At 56.0% G+C, this 18556-nt stretch carries 18 protein-coding genes; 4 read left to right on the forward strand and 14 right to left on the reverse strand.

The window, feature by feature from the left end; translation table 11 throughout:
- Positions 1–5: 5 nt before the first annotated feature.
- From QT230_RS06185 to ffh, 8 genes are all read right to left on the reverse strand, one after another.
- Positions 6–1322, reverse strand: coding sequence for a homoserine dehydrogenase (locus QT230_RS06185; protein WP_308320707.1), 1317 nt, complete (start codon positions 1320–1322; stop codon positions 6–8).
- A 98-nt stretch (positions 1323–1420) separates the two neighbouring features.
- Positions 1421–2224 (reverse strand): DsbC family protein, encoded by an 804-nt coding sequence (locus QT230_RS06190; protein ID WP_308320708.1) that lies wholly within the window; start codon positions 2222–2224, stop codon positions 1421–1423.
- Positions 2199–3080, reverse strand: a complete 882-nt coding sequence (xerD, locus tag QT230_RS06195; RefSeq protein WP_308320709.1) for a site-specific tyrosine recombinase XerD — start codon at positions 3078–3080, stop codon at positions 2199–2201. Before xerD ends, QT230_RS06190 begins: the two co-directional genes overlap by 26 nt.
- Before the next feature lie 146 nt (positions 3081–3226).
- Complete coding sequence (gene rplS / locus QT230_RS06200; protein ID WP_035564967.1) at positions 3227–3583, reverse strand: 50S ribosomal protein L19; 357 nt, start codon at positions 3581–3583, stop codon at positions 3227–3229.
- A 207-nt stretch (positions 3584–3790) separates the two neighbouring features.
- A complete protein-coding gene (trmD, locus tag QT230_RS06205) occupies positions 3791–4552 on the reverse strand; it encodes a tRNA (guanosine(37)-N1)-methyltransferase TrmD (protein ID WP_308320783.1) in 762 nt (253 codons plus the stop codon).
- A gap of 146 nt (positions 4553–4698) precedes the next feature.
- Complete coding sequence (gene rimM / locus QT230_RS06210) at positions 4699–5244, reverse strand: ribosome maturation factor RimM (RefSeq protein WP_308320710.1); 546 nt, start codon at positions 5242–5244, stop codon at positions 4699–4701.
- Positions 5245–5327: 83 nt separating this feature from the next.
- On the reverse strand, positions 5328–5576 hold the full coding sequence (rpsP, locus tag QT230_RS06215) for a 30S ribosomal protein S16 (protein ID WP_007111767.1): 249 nt from the start codon (positions 5574–5576) through the stop codon (positions 5328–5330).
- Positions 5577–5882: 306 nt separating this feature from the next.
- Positions 5883–7310: a signal recognition particle protein gene (ffh, locus tag QT230_RS06220; protein WP_308320711.1), complete on the reverse strand. Its 1428-nt coding sequence runs from the start codon at positions 7308–7310 to the stop codon at positions 5883–5885.
- Positions 7311–7680: 370 nt separating this feature from the next.
- Between ffh and QT230_RS06225 the strand changes: the two genes are divergently transcribed.
- Together QT230_RS06225 and QT230_RS06230 are read left to right on the forward strand one after the other, a co-directional pair.
- The gene (locus tag QT230_RS06225; RefSeq protein ID WP_308320712.1) at positions 7681–8478 is read left to right on the forward strand and encodes a cytochrome c biogenesis protein CcsA; all 798 of its coding nucleotides are present in this window, start codon (positions 7681–7683) and stop codon (positions 8476–8478) included.
- A gap of 134 nt (positions 8479–8612) precedes the next feature.
- A complete protein-coding gene (locus tag QT230_RS06230; RefSeq protein WP_009288263.1) occupies positions 8613–9887 on the forward strand; it encodes an HlyC/CorC family transporter in 1275 nt (424 codons plus the stop codon).
- Positions 9888–9903: 16 nt separating this feature from the next.
- On the opposite strand, the gene QT230_RS06235 is transcribed toward QT230_RS06230, so the two are convergent.
- Both QT230_RS06235 and QT230_RS06240 read right to left on the reverse strand, forming a co-directional pair.
- Entirely contained in the window at positions 9904–10512 is a 609-nt protein-coding gene (locus QT230_RS06235) for a 1-acyl-sn-glycerol-3-phosphate acyltransferase (RefSeq protein ID WP_308320784.1), read from the reverse strand.
- A 53-nt stretch (positions 10513–10565) separates the two neighbouring features.
- Positions 10566–11180, reverse strand: coding sequence for a WHG domain-containing protein (locus tag QT230_RS06240; RefSeq protein ID WP_308320713.1), 615 nt, complete (start codon positions 11178–11180; stop codon positions 10566–10568).
- Between the two features lie 193 nt (positions 11181–11373).
- Here QT230_RS06240 and QT230_RS06245 point away from each other — a divergent pair, with 193 nt between their 5' ends.
- Both QT230_RS06245 and QT230_RS06250 read left to right on the forward strand, forming a co-directional pair.
- Positions 11374–12060, forward strand: coding sequence for an SOS response-associated peptidase (locus QT230_RS06245; protein ID WP_308320714.1), 687 nt, complete (start codon positions 11374–11376; stop codon positions 12058–12060).
- 77 nt (positions 12061–12137) lie between these two features.
- Positions 12138–14918 (forward strand): insulinase family protein, encoded by a 2781-nt coding sequence (locus QT230_RS06250; RefSeq protein ID WP_374694445.1) that lies wholly within the window; start codon positions 12138–12140, stop codon positions 14916–14918.
- 28 nt (positions 14919–14946) lie between these two features.
- Here the strand turns inward: QT230_RS06250 and sbcB are convergent, their stop codons facing one another.
- The 4 genes from sbcB to minC form a co-directional block, all read right to left on the reverse strand.
- Positions 14947–16440 carry an exodeoxyribonuclease I gene (gene sbcB, locus QT230_RS06255; protein ID WP_308320716.1) on the reverse strand — a complete coding sequence of 498 codons (1494 nt, stop codon included), beginning with the start codon at positions 16438–16440 and terminating at the stop codon, positions 14947–14949.
- A 124-nt stretch (positions 16441–16564) separates the two neighbouring features.
- The gene (gene minE / locus QT230_RS06260; protein WP_308320717.1) at positions 16565–16816 is read right to left on the reverse strand and encodes a cell division topological specificity factor MinE; all 252 of its coding nucleotides are present in this window, start codon (positions 16814–16816) and stop codon (positions 16565–16567) included.
- Positions 16813–17631 carry a septum site-determining protein MinD gene (minD, locus tag QT230_RS06265; protein WP_308320718.1) on the reverse strand — a complete coding sequence of 273 codons (819 nt, stop codon included), beginning with the start codon at positions 17629–17631 and terminating at the stop codon, positions 16813–16815. Before minD ends, minE begins: the two co-directional genes overlap by 4 nt.
- Before the next feature lie 157 nt (positions 17632–17788).
- The gene (gene minC / locus QT230_RS06270; protein ID WP_308320719.1) at positions 17789–18535 is read right to left on the reverse strand and encodes a septum site-determining protein MinC; all 747 of its coding nucleotides are present in this window, start codon (positions 18533–18535) and stop codon (positions 17789–17791) included.
- Positions 18536–18556 lie beyond the last annotated feature (21 nt).

Raw genomic sequence — 18556 nt, forward strand, 5'->3', positions numbered from 1 at the left:
TGGGTTTACTCCTCCTCGTCCAGGCCTTCCACGCGAATGCGTGTAACGGGGCCGGCGATATCCGCCATGGATTCGATTTCGCGGATCGCTTCGTTCATCTGCTTCTCTTTGGTGCGGTGCGTGAGCAGAATAATCGGCACCAATTCACCTTCGGTGGCCTCTTTCTGAATCAGTGCTTCAATAGAGATGCCCTGCTCAGCCAAAATGGTAGCCACCCGCGCCAGCACACCGGGGCGATCAACCGCCAGCAAGCGCAGATAGTAGGCGGTGGTGATGTCTTCCATCGGCATGATGGGCAGTTGGCTGACATCTTCGTCAATGCCGCTAAACGCCAGATAGGGAACCCGGTAGTGGTGGTCGGTAGAGATATCCCGCGCCACGTCGAGCAAGTCAGCCACAACCGCCGAGGCAGTCGGCTCTGCGCCGGCACCCGCGCCGTAGTAAAGCGTCGGCCCAACGGCGTCGCCCATGACCGCAATGGCATTTTTTACACCGTGAACATTGGCCAGCAGACGCTCTTTCGGAATCAGCGTGGGGTGAACGCGTAGCTCTAACCCTTGTTCGGTGCGCTTGGAGATACCCAGGTGCTTGATCACGTAGCCAAGGTTGTCGGCCTGTTCGACGTCTTCGGCGGTAATCCGCGAAATACCTTCGGTGAAGGCTTTCTCAAACTGCAGCGGTACGCCGTAAGCAATCGAAGCCAGAATGGTGAGCTTATGCGCCGCATCGATGCCTTCCACATCAAAGGTAGGATCGGATTCGGCGTAACCCAGCGCCTGGGCTTCTGCGAGCACATCCTCAAATGCCCGGCCTTCGTCGCGCATATGAGTAAGAATGTAGTTGCCGGTGCCGTTGATGATGCCCGCCACCCACTCGATACGGTTGGCACCCAGGCCTTCGCGCAACGATTTAATGACGGGAATACCGCCGGCCACTGCGGCTTCAAACGCCACGATCACGCCCTTCTCATGAGCGGCCTTGAAGATTTCATTACCGTGAACGGCAATCAGCGCTTTGTTGGCGGTGACCACGTGCTTGCCATTGGCAATAGCGGTGAGCACCAGTTCGCGAGCGATATCGTAACCGCCAATCAGCTCCACCAGGACATCCACATTGGGATTGGTCGCCACTTCAAACACATCAGAGGTGGCATTGATGCCGGTAATATCGCAGTCAGGATGAACACTGCGATGAGCAACCTGCTCAATCACAATAGGGCGGCCAGCACGACGCGCAATATCGTCAGCGTTGCGGGTCAATACGTTAAAGGTGCCGCCACCGACAGTGCCTAAACCACAAATACCTACTCTTACCGGTTTCAAAATACTTCCCCTTTTGTGTTGGGCACCCGCAGGTGCAGCCTCTTAAATCAATTTCTCAGCTTAATGTGCCGTTTATTTACGCGGCACTATGGCTTATGTCATTCGTCGTCCAAGCCTAACATGGCGGAGAGCCGCTCGGGGGGCACAAATCCCGGTACTAGCTGCCCATCGGGCAAAATAATCGCCGGTGTGCCCTGCACGCCCAGCGCTTTGCCCAGATCATACTGCCCCGCCACCGGATTGTCGCAATCGGCTGCGCTGGAAATAGTCCGGCCTTCTTTGGCTTGGGTCATCGCTTCGCTGCGGTTGTCCGAGCACCACACCTGTTGCAACGTTTTGGCGGCGTCGCTATTCATGCCAGCACGGGGAAACGCCATATAGTGCACGGCGATCCCGCGATCATTCAGTTCGGGGATGGTGTCGTGTAAACGTGCGCAATAGGGGCAAGTAGGGTCGGTAAATACCGTCACTGTTGCTTTTGGTTCATCGGCACCACGGAAGACCACTAACTCACTCTCCGGCACCGCCGCTAGCGCATCCGCCCGCGCCTGGTTCTGCTCCTGCTCGGTCAAATTCACCAGACCATTATCGGCGTTTTCATACAGGTCACCGACCAGGAAGTGACTGCCGTCAGCATTGGAGTAGAAAGATTCACCGCTCTCCAGCCGCACGTGATAGATGCCCTCCATCGGCGTTGCAGTGACCGCCTCCACAGGCATCTGCTGGCCATTGACGCTGAGTGAACCCGCGAGTTCGTCTGCGACGGCATCCGCCTGGGCAGCGGAAGGCAATAGACTGCCCGCTATCAGCCACGTCATCATTGAGAAAGGTGTTAGTAACGGCAGTGCTAGAAAACGGCGTTGACGCATATTTATTTCAACCTCGTGGGTGATGTTCAGCATGTAGGCTTTCCAAGCGCGCTTGAGCCACATGGGTATAAATTTGGGTCGTCGACAGATCGCTATGACCCAGCAGCAGCTGTACGACCCGCAAATTGGCCCCATGATTCAATAAATGGGTCGCAAAAGCATGGCGAAGCGTATGCGGTGACAGCGGCCGAGTTATCCCTGCCGTTATCGCATGCACCTTAATCCGGTGCCAAAATGTCTGCCGGGTCATGGCTTTGTCACCTCGACCTGGAAACAGCGCTGGGCGCGTCGGGTCGCTCATCAAGGCCACCCGCGCGGTGTCCATATAGTGGGCCAGCCAATCCGCCGCCTCTTCGCCCAAGGGCACCAGGCGGTCTTTATCGCCTTTACCGCGCACCCTTACTACGTTTTGACGCAGGTTAACCGCGTCGCCTGTGAGCCCTACCAGCTCAGAGACCCGCAAGCCGCAGGCATAAAGCAGCTCCAGCATAGCCCGATCACGGACGCCCAGCGGGGTATCGATATCGGGCGCTAATAGCAGACGCTCGACTTCGTCCTCTTCCAAGGTATTAGGCAACCCGGGGATGACCCGCGGCAATTTGATGTCAGTCAGCGGGTCGCTTTCCACCTGGTTATTAACACGCCCCCAGCGGTAGAAGCTGCGCAGTGTCGAGAGTAGCCGGGCATTACTGCGCAGTTGATAACCTTCCTCCCGGCGACTTTCCAGCCACTCACTAAGACGCTCGGGCGGCGGTGCCAATAGCGCTTCGCCATGGCTCTCCAAGTGAGCTTGCCAGGCAGTTAAATCACGCCGATAGGCGGCTAACGTATGATCGCTGGCGCCCTGTTCAAGCCAGAGAGCATCTAAAAAGGCATCGATAACGCTCATAGGTTAGTCACCTCAAGCCGCTTTTATTGAGCGACATAAACAAAACCCCGCCCCGCAAAGCGGTGACGGGGTTTTGGTATCCAGGCGCGACGCTTAGCAAAACGCTATACATGTCCAAGTACAGCGCGCCTGTGAAAAAGTGGTGTTTAAGCCAGCTTTTCCTTGATACGTGCAGAACGACCGCTGCGCTCGCGCAGGTAGTAAAGCTTGGCTTGACGCACATCACCGCGACGCTTGACTTCAATCGAGTCAACCAGCGGGCTGTAGGTCTGGAAGGTACGCTCAACGCCAACGCCGTGAGAAATCTTACGCACGGTGAAAGCGGAGTTCAGGCCACGGTTACGCTTACCGATGACCACACCTTCAAACGCCTGCAGACGCTCGCGGGTGCCTTCCTTTACTTTTACCTGAACGATAATGGTGTCGCCGGGGGCAAAAGGAGGAATTTCCTTGCCCATTTGCTCAGATTCGATCGCCTGGATCACTTTGCTTTTGCTGCTCATCATCATACTCCTAAATAACGTGTTGGCTTGACCGCTCAATCATGGGTGGCGGAAGCCGTGATCCCGGCGCTCGAAACGAGCTACGCGGGAGTCGTTATGGGTGACACAGGTGCGCATTTTCGCCCTGCACCGCCGCTCTGCTCTAAGTAGTTGAAAAACTTCATCGTTAAAAACAATGTCGTTAAAAACAACGTAGCTGAAAAGCAACTACTTAGTGGACAGAGCGTGTTCCTCGATAAACTCGTTCAACAGCTTGCGCTGTTCGGCATCTAATGCTCGCCCTTCCAAAAGATCCGGGCGGCGTTGCCATGTCCGGCCTAGTGATTGCTTTAACCGCCAGCGCTTGATGGCTGCATGATTCCCGCTTAACAGCACATCCGGCACTTGGCGCCCGTCGATGACTTCTGGACGGGTATAGTGCGGGCAATCTAACAGACCGTCATTAAACGAGTCTTCGACAGCGGAGTCCTGATGGCCCAATACGCCGGGAATCAGCCTTGCCGCTGCATCAATCAGCACCATCGCTGGCAGCTCACCGCCGCTCAGTACATAGTCGCCAATCGACCACTCTTCATCGATGTCACTCTCTACCACGCGTTCATCAATGCCTTCATAGCGCCCTGCCACGACCACCAAGGGTCCGGCGGAAGCCAGTGCTTGAACGCCCTGCTGATCCAACTTACGCCCTTGGGGCGAGAGGTAGATCACTGTCGGCACTAAGCCGGTGGCTTGTTGCGCCCGCTCACGGGCGGCAAAAATCGCTGCGCGCAGAGTGTCGACTTTCATCAACATTCCCGGACCACCGCCATAAGGACGATCATCTACGCTGCGGTGGCGGTCAGTGGCGTAATCCCGCGGGTTCCAAAACTCCAGCGCAATACGCTGTTTGTCTACCGCTCTGCCAACCACGCCTTGCTGCGTTAGCGCGTCGAACATCTCGGGAAACAACGACACAACGCCGATCCACATTGCAGGCGACACTGCTTCGCTTTCACCCAGTTCGCTTTCACCAGGCCCGTTTTCACCAAGCTCGTTTTCTTCAAGCCCGTTTTCACCAAGTTCTGGCTCTATCGAGTCAGTAGCAACATCACTACTCAAACTATTCATAAGTTTGGTCAAAACTCAGGATCCCAGTCGACGACCATACGGCCCTCTTGGGTACTGATTTCAATAATGACGTCGTCTGGCAAAAAGGGCAGCAGCCGCTCGCGCTTGTCGATTGACTCAGAATCGCCGCGAACCACCATGACATCGTTGGCGCCAGTTTCAAACAGATAGCTTACCTGTCCTAACCGTTCGCCGGCCTGAGTGAAGACAGCCATGCCTTCAAGCTCATGCCAATAATACTCGTCGTCAGAGAGTTCAGGCAGTGCTTGTTTGGGCATCATAATGTCCGTTTGGGCTAACGCTTCAGCCGCGCTACGGTCATCGACTCCCTCCAACTGCACCACAAGTCCTTTACCCTGCCGACGCCCCTGAACAATGCTAACGCGCTTAAGGATTTCACCTTGGCGCACCCACCATTCCGGGTAATCTAGAATGCTGTCCATCGGGCTGGTGTACGAGTACACCTTGAGCCAACCTTTCACCCCATAAGGGCTAGTCAGCTTGCCTAGCACCACATGTGTGTCGTCAGTTTGGCTACTCTCAAAACGCGTCATTGACGACCTCAGCTAGCTACAGCACTCATTCAAACTACAGATTTCAAACTACAGATTTCAAACTACAGGCTCGACAAGCAGGCTTACGCCTGTTTGCGTGCTTCTTTAACCAGCTCAGCAACACGGCCAGAAAGCTGGGCGCCTTGGCTCTGCCAGTGAACAACGCGGTCTAGATCAACGCGTAGACGCTCTTCCTGACCGCGGGCAACCGGGTTGAAGAAGCCAATACGCTCGATGAAACGACCGTCGCGAGCGTTACGCGAGTCGGTAACGGTCAGGTGGTAAAAGGGACGCTTCTTGGCGCCACCACGGGCCAAACGAATGGTAACCATACGATAACTATCCTTCGGTTGAGGTTACGAGAGTGTATTGTTAGCGCTATTCGCTATCGGAACACTCGTCGTGCTAAAGGCTATATAGTCGTGCTAAGGGCTATATAGTCGTGCTAAGGGCTATATAGTCGTGCTAAGGGCTATATAAAGGCCTTCACTGAGGAGCGCTGCCACCGCGATTTACGCGTTTTTACGCAACACCCACGCATGAAGAGGCCGCATTCTACGCAAATGCGCCCAGCTTGGAAAGCCTGACAGCCAGAAAACTCATAGGCCGTCAACCTTACCCAGCGAGCTGACCGCTCATTAACGGCGGGGCAATCCGCCAGGGCCACCCATACCACCCATGCCACCGGGCCCGCCCATTCCACCTGGCCCACCAGGACCACCGCCGCCCATCATGCCGGACATGCCGCGCATCATCTTCTGCATTCCGCCCTTCTGACCGGCCTTCTTCATCATTTTCTGCATCTGCTTATGCTGCTTGAGCAGACGATTCAGATCAGGCACTTGCAGGCCTGCACCAGCGGCAATGCGGCGTTTGCGCGAACCGTTAATAATATCGGGCTTGCGACGTTCTTTGGGTGTCATGGAATTAATCAGCGCTTCCAGCTTACCCATCTCTTTTTCAGGGCCGGGACCTTGCGCCATTTCAGCCATCTGCCCCATGCCGGGTAACTTGCCCATCAGGCCGCCCATGCCGCCCATTTTCTTGAGCTGCTGGAGCTGATCGCGAAAATCTTCCAAATCAAAGCCATCGCCTTTCTTGACCTTTTTGGCCAACTGCTTGGCTTTGGATTGATCAACGGTACGCTCGGCTTCCTCGATCAACGACAGCATGTCGCCCATACCCAGGATACGCGAAGCGACTCGGTCCGGGTGGAACGGCTCCAGGGCGTCAACTTTTTCGCCGACACCCATGAACTTGATAGGCTTACCGGTAATGTGGCGCACCGACAGCGCCGCGCCACCACGAGCATCACCGTCGGCCTTGGTCAGAATCACCCCAGTCAGCGGCAGCGCTTCACTAAATGCCTTAGCCGTATTGGCGGCATCCTGGCCAGTCATGGCGTCGACGACAAACAGCGTTTCCTGGGGCGAGACTGCTTTATGCAGCGCCTGGATCTCCGCCATCATGGCTTCATCAATCGCCAAGCGACCGGCGGTATCGATCAGAACGACATCGTGGAACTGAATCTTGGCGTGCTTGATGGCCGCTTCGGCAATCGCTACCGGCTGTTGGTCAGAGCGAGAGGGGAAGAAATCCACCTCAACCTCTTTGGCCAGGGTTTCTAGCTGGTCAATGGCTGCCGGGCGATAGACGTCGGCAGACACGACCAATACTTTTTTCTTCTCTCGCTCGCGCAGGTAGCGGGCCAATTTGGCCACAGAGGTGGTTTTACCCGCGCCCTGCAGACCGGCCATCAGCACAACGGCGGGGGAGCCTTTAAGCACAAAGCCATCGTTGGCTTCGCCCATAATCGCTTCCAGCTCTTGCTGGACGATTTTAACGAACTGCTGGCCTGGCGACAGGCTTTTGGATACTTCCTGCCCTACCGCCCGCTCGCGTACGCGCTCAATGAACTCCTTGATAACCGGCAGCGCAACGTCGGCCTCAAGCAGCGCACGGCGCACTTCGCGCAGGGTATCTTTAATATTGTCGTCGGTCAGGCGAGCCTGACCTTTAATCGATTTTAGCGTCTGGGAAAGACGCTCACTTAGATTCTGGAACATGGGGCCTCTCTGCCTCCGTCACTGCCGTTGGCGCGCACGCCCTGGACTAATTAGTAAAAAGATTATACGCGCTCATGCTTTGAGTCTCCATGGGAGAGTGCCAGCGACCCTACTGCAAACGACCAGCGCAAGTCGCCATCTGACCGCCATGGATGGCGGAAATGCCGGAATTGTCGGGAACAATTTTCCGGCCATGGCGAAAGACCCTTGCTTACACCTTTCCCTGGCACTCCTAAATACTCCTCCCGTGTGTTTACCTATTTTCATGCACCTGCCCTGCTGGGCGACGCGGCTTGGATTCGTTATAGTAGCCACTACATTTAATGATCTTTTTTCACAGCAACGCGCTGCAAGGCGCACGGATAGCATCATGCAGGCGCTCCCCTTCGCCACGATGGCTTTTGTTCTTTATGTCGCCGCTGCTATTTGGCAGGGTATGACGCTTTTCCGGCGCGTGCCGCCTCGCCAGGGCATGGTGCGCGTGCTCGCCGTACTAGGCCTGCTGCTGCACATTCCCGTAGCGATCAAACTGATTGGCCAGTCCCCCGGCCTGCTGCCGGGCTTCACTACTAGCGCCACGCTATTGATGGCGGTCGCGGTGAACGTCGTGCTGGTCGCCAGCCTGTTTAAACCTGTTCTTAACGCCGGTATTGCACTGTTCCCGCTGGCGGGAATAGCGCTAATAGCAGCGACATGGTTGCCTAACCAGGGCGGCCACACCGGTTTAACACCGGGTATTTTATTGCATGCGGTGAGCTCTGCACTGGCGTTTGCCGTGCTAGCGATTGCCGCCGTTCAAGCCGTATTAGTCGGCCTGCAGAACCAAGCGTTACGCCATCATCATATTCGCGGCATCGTGCAATCGCTGCCGCCGCTGACGACCATGGAGCGAGTACTTTTCGAGTTGGTGTGGGCAGGCATTATCATGCTTACCCTATCGATCGCTAGCGGCCTGATCTTTTTAGACAACTTCTTTGCCCAGCATTTGGCCCACAAAACCGTGCTATCACTGCTGGCGTGGGTAATTTTCACAACGCTACTGATTGGCCGTTACCGCTTTGGCTGGCGCGGCATGCGTGCCGTGCGCTGGACGCTGGGTGGCTGTGGCCTGCTGGTGTTAGCCTACTTTGGCAGCAAGTTCGTACTTGAGATTGTACTTAATCGATAGCTACTTAATCGATAGCTGCTCAATCGATAACGCCTCAACCTATTAAGAGGCGCAACCGCGCCTTTGGTTGTCTTGACACACCACTCGCGACCTTCTACAAATCGAGCCTAATTCGCCACAAAGGACTTTTCGACTTGAGCGACGACTTCCCCCTGGGGTTACTGTTCGGCCTGCTAGCCTTACTGATACTGCTTTCTGCTTTCTTCTCCAGCTCTGAAACCGGCATGATGTCGATTAACCGCTACCGCTTGAGCCATCAAGCCAACAGCGGTGACCGCAGAGCCAAACGGGTCATGCGTCTGCTCACCCGACCCGACCGCTTAATCGGGGTTATCCTGATTGGCAACAACTTTGTCAACAACCTAGCGGCGTCAATTGCCACCATTATCGCCATTCACTTCTTCGGCGACGTCTCGGGACCTGCGATCTCCACTGCCCTGCTGACCATCACCATTCTGATTTTCGCCGAGGTCACGCCGAAGACTTACGCCGCCATCAAGCCAGAGCGGATTGCCTACCCTACGTCCTACGCCCTTGAGCCGCTGCTAAAACTGCTCTATCCACTGGTCTGGCTGGTTAACGTAATGTCCAACGGCCTACTCCGGCTAGTGGGCGTAAAAAGCGTCGACAACGGCGGTGACAGCCTAACCCGCGACGAGCTTCGCACGGTGGTGCACGAAGCAGGCACGCTGATCCCCTACCGCCACAGGGCGATGCTGCTATCGATTCTTGACCTTGAGAACGTCACGGTTAATGACATCATGGTGCCGCGCCACGAGGTGCTGGGCATCGACCTGGACGATTCGCTTGAAGATATTTTGACTCAGATTCGTACTAGCCAACATACCCGGCTGCCGGTTTATAAAGGCGATATCAATAACATTATCGGTATGCTGCATCTGCGCAACGCGGCACGCTTTCTCTCCCGCGACGAAGTGACTAAAGCGTCAATTGTCCAGGAGGCGCGCGAACCCTACTTCATTCCTGAGTCCACGCCGCTGCATACCCAACTACTCAACTTCCAAAAACAGAAGCGTCGCATTGGCATCGTGGTGGATGAGTATGGCGATGTGGAAGGCCTGGTAACGCTGGAAGATATTCTGGAAGAGATCGTGGGCGAGTTCACCACCGATGTCTCTGAGGATGAAGAGATTCACCAGCAGGACGACGGTAGCCATGTGATTGAAGGCACCGCCAATATCCGTGAAATTAATAAGATGCTTGGCTGGCAGCTACCTACCGACGGCCCCAAAACGCTCAATGGCTTAATTCTTGAGCACCTTGAGGCGTTTCCAGAAGGCCCTGCGTGCCTGCAGATTGGCAATATGCGTATGGAGATTCTGGAGATTCGCGACAACCTCATCACTTCAGCGCGCTGCTGGCAAAAGCTGCGAGCCCCGCGCCGCTAGGCGATATTAGCAAGGGTTAACGCCGATTGGCGAGATCCTGATCCGCCGCCGCTTTTAGCGCTCTGACCCGCGCCTCCAGAAACCGCCGCAGCGCCATATCATCGGCATCCAGGCGGTTAAGCGGCGGCCCAAAGTGTAAACTCACCGGCGCCCGAAAGCGCCTAGGGCATTTCTTAAGCGCCTTCCCACCATGGTGGGAGGTCCACGAGCCCCATAGGCCTGCCAACCCGGCAGGAATCACCGGGACGTCATCCCGAGCCAGAATTGTCTCTAAGCCACGTCGGAAGGCATGAATCTCGCCATCGGGCGTTAGCCGTCCTTCAGGAAACACCATCACGACCTGCCCCTGGCGCAACGCCTCGCTAACGTCATCCAGGGCACGGCGTATTGCACCAGGGCTGCGCCGCTCCGACTCAATAGGAATAGCGCCAACCAACTGAAACCACCACTTAAGCCACGGAGAGTCAAAAATTGGCTGATCCATCACAAAGCGCAGCGGCCGCGGGCTAGCGCCACCGAGCACCAAGGCATCCATGAAACTAACGTGATTACACACTACCAGCGCGGCGCCGTGCTTAGGAATATGTTGGCATCCATGAACCTGCAGCCGGTAGCAGAGGTGCATTGAGACAAAAATAAGCCACCGCAAGAGGTGCCGAAATGCGCTGACGCCGCCCTTCACGTCGCCGCCTCACGGTGGCGCAGGCCGGCCAATATAGTGCTCATCAGTTGGTCCAGCAGTTCATCTACCTTCAGTTGCTGGCCCTGCCAGTAACCTAGGCGCTCATTCAGCCCCAACTGCACGAGCCCGTGAACGCTGCCCCACAGCGTGCGCCCCAAGCGACGGGCTTCGAGATCATCCAGCGCTGGCTGATAAGCCTTAATCGATGCTTCTACTTGGGTAAACAGTGCTTCAATCAAGTCGCTTTGGCGCTGATCCAGCTCGCCCTCTTGAGCCAACGGGTAATCAAAAAGCAGCTGCCAGCGGTAGCAGTCCTGCTCCGCGAATCGCCAATAGGCAAGCGCCAGCGAGCGTAGCCAGGGCTCTGGGTCATCATCAACTAAGCTAGTAATGGTGTGCTGTAACCGCGCCAAGGTTTCCACATTGACGTTCTGCAATAAGTTATTGAAGCTGCCATATAACTTGAGCAGCGTGCTGGGCGCGCAGCCGACCTCTCTGGCCAGGGCACGCAGTGAAAGGCCGTGGACTGGCTGCTCAGCCAACCATTCATCACAAGCGTGCATGACCTGCGCGTGGAGGGCATCGGGCACATGCTGTCTAGGACGGGCCATGGCGATCTCTTAAGGTCAACGACAAACGAGGAGGAATGCCTCACTGCACTTTAGCGGGAGCAGGGGATACGATAGGATACCTTACATCGAACACTGTTTTCGACACTAAAACACACCATTTCGTGCTTAATTGCACAAAGCCCCCCCGCTATCCAGGGTTACTTCCACGACGTTTTTGCTTAAGGAGACAGGTATGACGGGGCGACTGCATGTGCAAAACTTACCGCTGGCCCGTTTATTGCCAACGCTGGATACCGCTGAACCGCTGGTGGAATCACCCAACCTAGCGCCCCGAAGCCCCGTCTCGGCGATCCGCTTAGAGCAGGGACAGTATCGGCTGTCGTCGCTTTTCTGGGGGCTTACGCCGCCCTGGCTGGAAGTGTTAGATCATGCGCCACACTGCGCTCGGGCTGAAACCCTTGAGTCACGCGCCATGTTTCGCGACGCCTTTAACGCCCGCCGCTGCGTGATTCCCGTCAGCGGTTTTTATTTATGGAAAACCCAGCCGCGCAGCAAACAGCCTTATTTAGTCACCCAGGTCTCGCGGGCACCGCTACTGCTGGGAGCTTTGTGGTGCCGCTACCATACGACGTTGACGGCGTTTGCCGACTCAGCCGCGCTGATCACTGTGCCTGCTAACGTGCTGTTATCACCGCTATCCGACCGCTTGCCAGCCATCATTCCCCGCCAGGCGCTTGACGCATGGCTCGACCCGGACACGGATTTAGAAACACTTAATTCGCTGTTAACGCCCGCCCCTTTGGAACTGTTGGGCGCTTTTCCGGTATCTAAACATGTCAACAACCCCGCCTACCAGTCATCGGCTTGTGCCCACCCCACTGGGTCGATGCTGCGCTGGGCTGTGTCACAGGAGCTGTAATGTTGCAATCCACTTGCTTAACCCGCTGGCGGCTTCCCCCCCAGCGCGCGCTGCTTGGCGTCATTGCCAGCATCGCGATGATGCCACTCGCCTTCGCCGCGAATGATGACGCCGTTGCCGACGCCATTACTGATACGGTCACTCCGATCATTAGCCCATATGACAGCCGCGACTACCGTGTTTTGACGCTTGAAAATGGCCTCAATGTATTACTGGTCAGCGACCCAGAAGCGGACAAAGCGGCAGCGTCGATGAATGTACGGGTCGGCAGCGCCCAAGATCCCGATGATCTTCAGGGATTAGCGCATTTTCTCGAACATATGCTGTTTCTAGGCACCGAACCCTACCCCGAATCCGACGGTTACCAGCGCTACATTTCCAATAATGCGGGTTCCCACAACGCCTTTACCGCGCAGCAGGATACCAACTACTTCTTTGATATTGAGCCATCGGCGCTAGCGGGTGCGCTTGACCGCTTCAGCGAGTTTTTCTTGTCGCCGCTGTTCAACGCGGACCATTTAGAGAGCGAGCGCAATATCGTTCACTCTGAATATATGGCCCGTATTCGCGACGAGTCGCGTCGTGAGAATGATGTGCTAAATCAGCTACTCAACCCGGACAACCCAACAACCGGCTTTGCCGTAGGCAGCCGAGATACGTTAGCCAGCCCGCCTAAAGGCGAACCGACACTGCGTGAGCGGGTGATTGAGTTCTACCATAACCATTACGATGCCAATGTAATGAACCTGGCGATTGTGGCGCCGCAGCCGCTGGATCAATTGGAAACGCTGGTCGCTGAACGCTTCGCTGGCATTGCCGACAATGACTTAAGCGTACCCACCATTGAAGCGCCACTGGTGGATTCAGTTACCTTGCCGCGCTATATCGAGCGCCAGTCGCTGCAGGATAGTCGACAGCTACGCTTCTACTTCCCGGTACCCGACCCCACCGACGACTACCGCACAAAACCCACCCAGGTAATCGCTCACCTGCTTGGCGATGAGGGTGAAGGCAGCCTGCTAGCCGTACTGCGCGATGCTGGGCTTGCCGACGGGCTTTCCGCCGGCGTTGGCCGCGGTGATGGCAACCAAGCGCTGTTTACAGTCTCCATCAGCCTAACGCCCGCAGGCACCAAGCGCCTTGACGATATTGAAGCCACCCTGTTTGCGGCGATCGAGCAACTGCGCAACGACGGCCTCGCTGAGTGGCGTTACCAGGAACAAGCAGACCTCAATGAACAGGCCTTCCGCTTCCAGCAACATGGCGCCCCGCAGCAGGAAGCCACACGCCTCTCCATGAGTCTGTCGCGCTACCCGGTAGAAGACGTTCAGTACGCGGCCTACCGCATGGATGGCCCCGATGCAGAACTCCAGCAGGCCTATTTAAACGCGTTAACGCCGGATAACATGCTGCGTTTCTACTCGGCACCGGATGTCGAAAGCGATACCGTCTCGCCGTGGTTCAATGCCCAGTGGCGCGAGCAAACGCCTGACCAGCCGGGCCAGGCCCTTAGCGGCTTAGCCCTTCCCGGCCCCAACCCGTTTATCGCCAGCGACTTAACGCTACTAGAGGGCCAGGATGAGCGCCCCAGCCTGCTGGTCGATACACCATCGTTTAGCGCTTGGCATATGCAGGATGAGCGTTTTAATACCCCAAGCGTTGAGTGGCGCGTCAGCTTACAGAATCCAAGCGCTAGCTACTCTGCTGAAGAAGCGGTGCTTACTAGACTGCTTGCCAGTTGGCTCAATGACAGCTTGAACGAATCCCTCTACCCAGCGTGGCTGGCGGGTCAATCGTTCAGCGCCTATCCTCACGCCCGCGGCATGACGCTGTCTTTTTCCGGCTGGCGGGATGGCCAAACCCCGCTGATCGAAAAAGCGCTTGAGCAACTTAAAACCGCAGAGATATCTGATGGCGCTTTTGAACGTGTGCGCTACCAGCTTCAACGCGAGTGGCGAAACGCGCCAAAAGCATCGCTTTATGGCCAAGCCAGCCGCACGTTAGGCGAAGCGTTACTCACACCTCAGTGGTCCACCGCTGATTTACTCAAGGCGAGTGAGCGCTTTACCCGTGACCATTTGGAAGACTTTCGTCAGCGCTTTCTCAACGACCTGTATGTTGACGCCATGGCGGTCGGCAACCTCGGCGCTGATCTAGCGCGCGAGCAGGCGCAACTGATGCGTGACCAACTGCGGCCGCGGCTAACCCGCGACGCTATCGCCAACCTAACGCCGCTTGCGATTAGCGAGGAGCACAGCGTGCTGCATCCTCACAGCTCACGAGATGAGTCCTTGGTGCTACGCTATCTACAGGGCCGCGACCAAACGCCAGAGGAGCAAGCCACTACCGCGGTGATTGCCCAGTGGTTGGAAACGCCCTTCTACCAGCAGTTACGCACCGAGCAGCAGCTTGGCTACATCGTTAATGCGGGCTATTCGCCGCTACTCGAAGCCCCCGGCATTGCGCTCATGGTGCAATCTCCCGACGTAGACAGCGGCACCATTGCTGAACGCATGGACGCGTTTCTTGACGAAGCCAATCAGCGCCTTGAACAACTTAGCGACGATGATTTAGCGCCTTATCGCCAAGCGGTGCACGACCAGTTACGCCAGCGCGATACCAGCCTTGCGGGTATGACTAACCGCTACTGGCAAGCCACGGCGCTGGAAGACGTTCGCTTCGACCGCCGCGATCAGTTGGCCGAGCTAGTGCTGGACATTAGCCTTGGGGATATAAAAAGCCTGTGGCCATCGCTGCGCGAGCACGCTCTGGATATACGCTTTAATCCAGGCGACGAACCCAGCGATGTAAGCGATTACCGCGAAGCACGCTCAGCGCTGCCTAAAATGCGTGAATAAACAGCACGGTTAGACCATCGACACCGGCTCAGGCGTCAAACGCCTGGGCCGGCATCATCGCCTCCACGAACATCACTAACTCTTCCAGAATCTGCCGCTCGCGATCAGAGAGAGTTTGCTGATTGTACTGCTCAATTTCCCGCGCAAATGCCTTCAGGGTAAAGCCTGCCAAGGCTGGATCATTAATACGCATCCAACGAAAGGCTTCCCACTGCTCACGCTCTTCGCCTTCCAAGGTGTCTGGATAGCTGCGCGCACGAAAGCGAAACAGCATCTCTTCTAAACGCGGGTCTTGAAAGGCAAAGCGTTGCCCCACCAGGTCCCACGGCGCCATTTCACGCACCCTCTCCATCTGCTGGCGGTCGGCTGCGGAGAAGAAACTGCCCGAATACAGCATTAAATCAGGATCTTGCGGCTCATCAGCATAACCAGCACTAAACACCTGGGCGACTTTATCAGCAACACCGCTGGCATCGCGCAGCGTTTTCCAGTGCTGACGACAGGCCGTTACATCTAAGCCCAAACGCTCAACAATACTGCCGTACTCCCCTTTTTGCGGCCCATCGACGTCCTTTAAAGCGCTCGCGGGGAACACCACTGGGCAGCGATTAATATGGATCACTTTCAGCGGAATGCGCGCCTCGCCTTCGGTCAAATCCTGCTGACTGACAAACACTCGCTCACGAATCTGCTCCGCTGACATATTGAGCAAATCGCAGGGATCGATACTCAAGTCGTAAACGATGACCCCGTTAGGGTTAGTCGGGTGCTCGGCCAGTGGCATGACCAAGGCACTGCAGCCTCGGCTGGCTGGATAACGGCGAGAAATATGTAGCAGCGGCTTGGCGCCAGGCAGATCGAGCTGCTTGGCCACCGCACGCTTACCGCGCAGGCCGAGCAGATAATCAAACAACTTGGGATTACGCGCTTTAAGCAAGCGTGCCAGCGCAATGGTGGCTCGCACGTCGGCGACTGCATCATGGGCACCCTCATGAGCAATGCCATTGGCGGCGGTTAAGTGCTCCAGCTTAAAACTGGGCGCGCCATCCTCACGCAGCGGCCACTCAATGCCCTCGGGGCGGAGCGCATAAAAAGCGCGCACAATATCGATTAAATCCCAGCGGGAATTTCCGTTTTGCCATTCGCGGGCATAAGGATCGAGGAGATTGCGGTAAAATAGATGGCGCGAGACTTCGTCATCAAAACGCAGGCTGTTGTAACCCACGACACAGGTGCCGGGCTCGCTCATATGGCGCTGAATTTCGCCTGCAAACGCTGCTTCAGGGAGGCCATGGCGCTGGGCCTTTTGCGGGGTAATACCGGTGATCAAACAGGCAGCAGGATGGGGTAGATAATCATCGGCTGGCTTGCAATAAAGCTCAATTGGCTCGCCAATCTCGTTTAGCTCGGCGTCGGTTCGCAGCGCGGCAAACTGAGCTGGCCGATCGCGACGCGGATCAGCTCCGAAGGTTTCATAGTCGTGCCATAGAAAACTGATCGGGGCAGCATTGGGTGGCGCCATGAAGAAGCACTCCGCTGGGCAATGAAAAGCCCAAGCCTAGCACACCCGCCACCCCTTTCGCCGCGTCTTAAGCTCTTTGCCAAGCACTAGTTCTTTGCCAAACACTTTGGACCGGCTTTTTGGCTTAGCTTTTTGGTAGCGTCACGTTAAGCTCCAGCACGGAGCAGTTATCTTCGCTGTCCAGAGAGATTTGGATAGCATCATCGTCCACTTGCACGTAGCGACGAATTACCTCAAGCAGTTCGCGCTCAAGCAGCGGCATATACTCGGGCTGGCCACGCTGACCACGCTGATGCGCCACAATAATTTGCAAACGTTCTTTGGCTACCGAGGCGGATTTCCTGCGCTCACGCTTCAAGAACTCCAGCAGTTTCATCGACGACCTCCTCCGAACATGCGGCTCAGCAGGCTTTTGCGCTGCGTTTCATGGAAACGCAACGGCATATCCTCGCCGAGTAGCCGCGATACCGTGTCGCTGTAGGCTTGGCCCGCATCGCTAGAGATATCGTGGGTGACTGGCACACCTTGGTTAGACGCGCGCAGAACGGCTTCTGACTCAGGAATCAAACCTAGCAGATTAATCGCTAAAATTTCGCGAATATCGTCAAGCGTCAGCATGTCACCGGATGTCACTCGCTCGGGGTTATAGCGCGTGACCAGCAGGTGTTCTTTAATGGGATCTTCGCCCTGCTCAGCGCGACGCGTCTTAGAGGCCAACAGCCCTAAAATACGGTCAGAGTCGCGCACTGAGGATACTTCAGGGTTAGTGACCACAATCGCTTCGTCGGCAAAATGCATGGCCAACTGCGCACCGCGCTCAATACCGGCAGGCGAATCGCAGAGAATAAAATCGAAGTCTTGTTTCAATTTCTCCAGAACTTCTGCGACGCCTTCCTGGGTCAAAGCATCTTTATCGCGGGTTTGTGAGGCGGGTAAAATAAACAAGTTCTCGACACGTTTATCACGAATCAGCGCTTGATTGAGGCCCGCCTCACCTTGAATCACGTTAACTAAATCGTACACCACACGGCGCTCACAGCCCATAATGAGATCAAGGTTGCGCAGACCCACATCAAAATCAATCACCACCGTTTTTTTACCGCGTAGTGCAAGCCCTGTGGCAATTGCCGCCGCGCTGGTGGTTTTGCCGACCCCTCCTTTACCAGAGGTCACTACAATTATTTTAGCCAAGAGTCGCTTCCTTCTTGAAGTCGTTCGTCGCGAGCGCGAGTTAATGGGCGCTCTACGTATAACGAGAACGTCAATGTCGTCAACATGCCATACTGTAACGGATAGCATCTTCGGCGTCGCTAGGCATGAAGCACCAATGCACGCCCATACAAAAATCTTAGACTAGCGGCTTAATTTCAAGCTGCTCTTTTGTAAAGTGAACTTCCGCTGGTCGACCTGAAAGCTGTGGATCAATATCTTCAGAACGTTTGTAATTACCTGCCACTGAAAGCAGCTCAGCCTCCAGTTCCCGGCAATAAATACCCGCTTGAATGTTGCCATGAATACCCGCCAGGGCACGGCCACGCAGAGCACCGTACACATGGATACTGCCAGCTGCCAATACTTCCGCCCCAGCATTTACCGCACCGATCACTACCAAATCACCTTCAGAAGCGCTTACCTGCTGCCCTGAGCGAACGGTGCCACGATAAAGACGCGTAGCAAGCGCAGGCATTTCCGCTTCGCTGGCTATCTCTTCAGGGATAACTTCGTGCACGGGCGCGCTACTTACACTCTCCAGTATTCGCCCGCGGCCCTCTTCAACCGGCGGAAACCAGCCCAGGCCCAGCGCCCACGCAGATTGGCGTACAGGCTCGGGGCCACCGCGAACCGCCACCGGCAGTAGCTTATGATCGCGGCACACGGCGCAAATACGCTCTAAGGCTAAGTGGGGTTCATCTAGCTTTTCCACGCTAAGCACAACCGGTGTATGCTGAAAGAAAGCAGGCGACTGGGAGAGCTTGCCAGCCAACTGCTGGCGGATTCGCTCCGGATCGGCACTACTTAACTCCATGACGGTCATCGGCAGCATGCCGCCTTTGAAGGTAAAGGCCACTGCGGCACTGTCCACGTTAAGGCTCATGGCCGAACTCCATGTCATGTT

It is taken from the genome of Halomonas sp. SpR8, from assembly GCF_031010195.1.
GTDB lineage: Bacteria > Pseudomonadota > Gammaproteobacteria > Pseudomonadales > Halomonadaceae > Vreelandella.